Consider the following 3,015-nt stretch of genomic DNA (forward strand, 5'->3'; position numbering starts at 1 on the left):
GGGGTGGGAAGGCCGGCGACGGCCGGGGCGCCCGGCGCGGATACCGGGGTGCCCGCGGGGGTGCCGACGGGCGGGCTCATGGGCGAGTTCATGGGCGAATTCATGGGCGGGCCCCCGCGCGCGGGGGCCGTGCTGGCACCGATCCTGCTTGGCGCGCCCTGCTCCCCAGGCAAGAGGACAGACCTTGGCCAAGACCGACTACATTCCGGAACTCAGCGAGGTGCGCATGGAGCGCCGGGCGCCCGAGGGTCCGTATGCCCTCGACGCCGACGACCGTGCCTATATCGAAGGCTGCCTCAAGCAGGTGGAGGCGGCATTCGGCACCGAAGGCTTTCCCGGCATGCCGTTCGAGGCCATTCCCGGCCGCGCGCTCATCCGCCGCTTCATCGTATGGTGGCGCACCCTGGAGCCGGAAAACCCGTCCCAGCGCGAGGCCCATGCCCAGTTGCCCGGCGCCATCCGCCTGCTCGACACGGTCTCCGCCTTCCTGGAGGAGAAAGCGCGCGGCAGCGGGCGCTGAAGCGCACACACGCGCCGCCATACCTGCGCGCGCGGCGATGCTCGGGCGCGCGGCGGCCACCGCCTCAGCCCTTCGCCGAGCCGGGCTGGGGCGGCTCGCGGTCGGCGGCCTTCAGGGCGTCGATGCAGGCGAACAGGGCCTGCCGGCCGTCGGCCAGGGCCTCCTCCTCGGTGTCGCCCACGCCATGACAGCCGGGCACATCCGGAAAGCTCGCCACGAAGCCGCCACCCTCCTCCGCCGGGATCGGCGCGAGCGTGACGGGATAGGCGTCGAGATCGGGGGGGACGGGCGCGGTCATTGGTCGAGCGCGTCCATGCGGTCCACCATGGCGACGAACGCCTTCACATGGACCGAGCGGATCTTCTTCTTCATGGGCACGGCGACGCAGTCGGGTACCGACGGATGAGTGAAGACCACGTGGGTTCCCGTCACCTTGCGGAACTTCATCGCATACTGGGATGCGGTGATCTCGATGTCGGCGGGCCGCCATTCCCCGCCGGGGTTGGCGCGCAAGGCTTCGAGCCTCTTATTGTGCATGACAGTATCCGTCGAATGAAAAGGGATGAAGCTGTAAAGACTTCAGTGTAGGCGCCCGCGCCCCGCGGGCAAGCCGAAAAGGTGGGCAGAGCCGATTGGCAGGCCTGCGCCGGGCACCGGCGCGCCCTCTCCACCCCTGCCCCGCAAACGGGAGAGGGAGCTGGGGGCGATCCGGCCCGCCGTCACTCCCTGAGCAGGCGGCGGATGACCTTGCCGGTGGTGGTCAGGGGCAATTCGTCCACGAACGCGATCTCGCGGGGATATTCATAGGCTGCGAGGCGCGTGCGCACGAAGGCGCGAATGTCGTCCTCCAGGTCCGGCGAGGGCGTAACCCCCGGAACCAGCACGATCACCGCCTTGACGATCTCGGTCCGCAACGGGTCCTTCTTGCCCACCGCGGCGGCGATGGCCACGGCGGGATGGCGCAGCAACACGTCTTCGATCTCCGCGGGGCCGATGCGATAGCCGGCGGAGGTGATCACGTCGTCGTCGCGGCCGAGGAAGTGGAAATAGCCCTCATCGTCCCGGGTCGCGAGGTCGCCGGTGAGGAGCCAGCCGTCGCGCACCTTGTCCTGGGTGGCCTCGGGGCGGTTCCAGTATTCAAGGAACATGACCGGGTCGGGCGCGCGTATGGCGATCTGCCCCATCTGGCCGGGGGGCAGCACCTGCCCGTCCTCGCCCAGCACCGCCACCTCGTGGCCCGGCACCGCCTTGCCGGTGGCGCCGGCCTTCGCCACGCCCAGCGCCGCCGAGGAGCCGATGACGTAATTGCATTCGGTCTGGCCGTAGAACTCGTTCACCGGCACGCCGAGGGCCTGCCGACCCCATTCAAAGGTCTCCGCCCCCAGCGCCTCGCCCGCCGAGCCGACGGTGCGCAGGTCGAAGCCGAAGCGCGCCTTCGGGTCGGGCACGGCGCGCATCATCTTGAGCGCGGTGGGCGGGATGAAGACGTTGCGCACCTGCGCCCGCGCGATCAGCGCGAAGGCGGCCTCGGGATCGAACTTGCCGCGCGGCTGCGCCACCACCGGCACGCCCAGCGCCAGCGCCGGCAGGATGGTATTGAGCAGCCCGCCGGCCCAGGCCCAGTCGGAGGGGGTCCACATGCGGTCGCCCGCCTGCCCGATGCCGTCATGGGTGAAGGTGACGCCGCTCACATGGGGCAGCAGCACCCGGTGCCCGTGCAGCGCGCCCTTGGGCTGGCCGGTGGTGCCTGAAGTGTAGATCATCAGCGCCGGGTCGTCCGGGCCGGAGGTGATGTCGAGCGGCCGGTCGGAGGCGGCATCCAGCAGGGCGGCGAAGGCGAGCGCCCCGTCGCCCGCCCGGTCCACGCTGATCACGAGGCCGAGGTGGTCCGGCCGCTCCGCGACCTTGGCGAGGCCGGCATCGTCGGTGACGAGGACCCTCGCGCCGGAATCGGCGAGGCGATAGGCGATGGCGTCCACCCCGAACGCGCCGGCGAGCGGCACCGCGATGGCGCCCATCTTGTAGACGGCGAGATGGGTGACCAGCACGTCCAGCGACTGGGGCAAAAGGATCGCCACCCGGTCGCCGCGGCCGATGCCGTGGGCGACGAGCGCGTGGGCCAGCCGGTTGGAGGCCGCCGCGAGCGCACCGTAGGACACCGGGCGGAAACCGGCACCATGGGGCAGGAACAGGGCCGGCTGGTCGGGCGCGCGGGCGGCGATGGCGTCGCAGGCGTGGACGGCCATGTTGTAGCGGCGCGGAATGTCAAAGGAGAACGCCCGGCGCCGGCGCTCATATTCGCTCGTGTGCGCCAGCATCACCCGGCCCGACCCTTCTGCCCCCGCAATGTTGCAGCGCACGCTACAGCTTCGCGGCCGCGAGGTCCACGATGTCTTTTGCCGGCGTCCTGATCGCGAGCGCCGCCCGCTTGTACCGCCTCTGCCCGCTGCAGAGTGGCTCCGCTGAAATTCCCTCTCCCACCTTGTGGGCAAGGC

Annotated in this window: 4 protein-coding genes; 1 reads left to right on the plus strand and 3 read right to left on the minus strand. The window is 70.8% G+C overall.

All coding sequences use genetic code 11. The features are described from left to right. The first annotated feature begins 184 nt into the window (after positions 1 to 184). Positions 185 to 520 (plus strand): hypothetical protein, encoded by a 336-nt coding sequence (locus K9U40_RS22415; protein ID WP_282892314.1) that lies wholly within the window; start codon positions 185 to 187, stop codon positions 518 to 520. A 64-nt stretch (positions 521 to 584) separates the two neighbouring features. Here the strand turns inward: K9U40_RS22415 and K9U40_RS22420 are convergent, their stop codons facing one another. From K9U40_RS22420 to K9U40_RS22430, 3 genes are all read right to left on the minus strand, one after another. Next, a complete protein-coding gene (locus tag K9U40_RS22420) occupies positions 585 to 818 on the minus strand; it encodes a type II toxin-antitoxin system HicB family antitoxin (protein WP_282892315.1) in 234 nt (77 codons plus the stop codon). Continuing rightward, positions 815 to 1,057 carry a hypothetical protein gene (locus tag K9U40_RS22425; protein ID WP_282892316.1) on the minus strand — a complete coding sequence of 81 codons (243 nt, stop codon included), beginning with the start codon at positions 1,055 to 1,057 and terminating at the stop codon, positions 815 to 817. Before K9U40_RS22425 ends, K9U40_RS22420 begins: the two co-directional genes overlap by 4 nt. Before the next feature lie 182 nt (positions 1,058 to 1,239). After that, positions 1,240 to 2,838: an AMP-binding protein gene (locus K9U40_RS22430; protein WP_282892317.1), complete on the minus strand. Its 1,599-nt coding sequence runs from the start codon at positions 2,836 to 2,838 to the stop codon at positions 1,240 to 1,242. Positions 2,839 to 3,015: the final 177 nt, after the last annotated feature.

Origin of the sequence: Xanthobacter autotrophicus (genome assembly GCF_030015065.1) — a bacterium.
Lineage (GTDB): Bacteria > Pseudomonadota > Alphaproteobacteria > Rhizobiales > Xanthobacteraceae > Xanthobacter > Xanthobacter autotrophicus_D.

Bases quoted from the DNA above. Each gene is read 5' to 3' on its own strand.
- K9U40_RS22430 (WP_282892317.1), bottom strand. From the start codon at position 2,838: ATGCTGGCGCACACGAGCGAATATGAGCGCCGGCGCCGGGCGTTCTCC.
- K9U40_RS22420 (WP_282892315.1), bottom strand. From the start codon at position 818: ATGACCGCGCCCGTCCCCCCCGATCTCGACGCCTATCCCGTCACGCTC.
- K9U40_RS22425 (WP_282892316.1), bottom strand. From the start codon at position 1,057: ATGCACAATAAGAGGCTCGAAGCCTTGCGCGCCAACCCCGGCGGGGAA.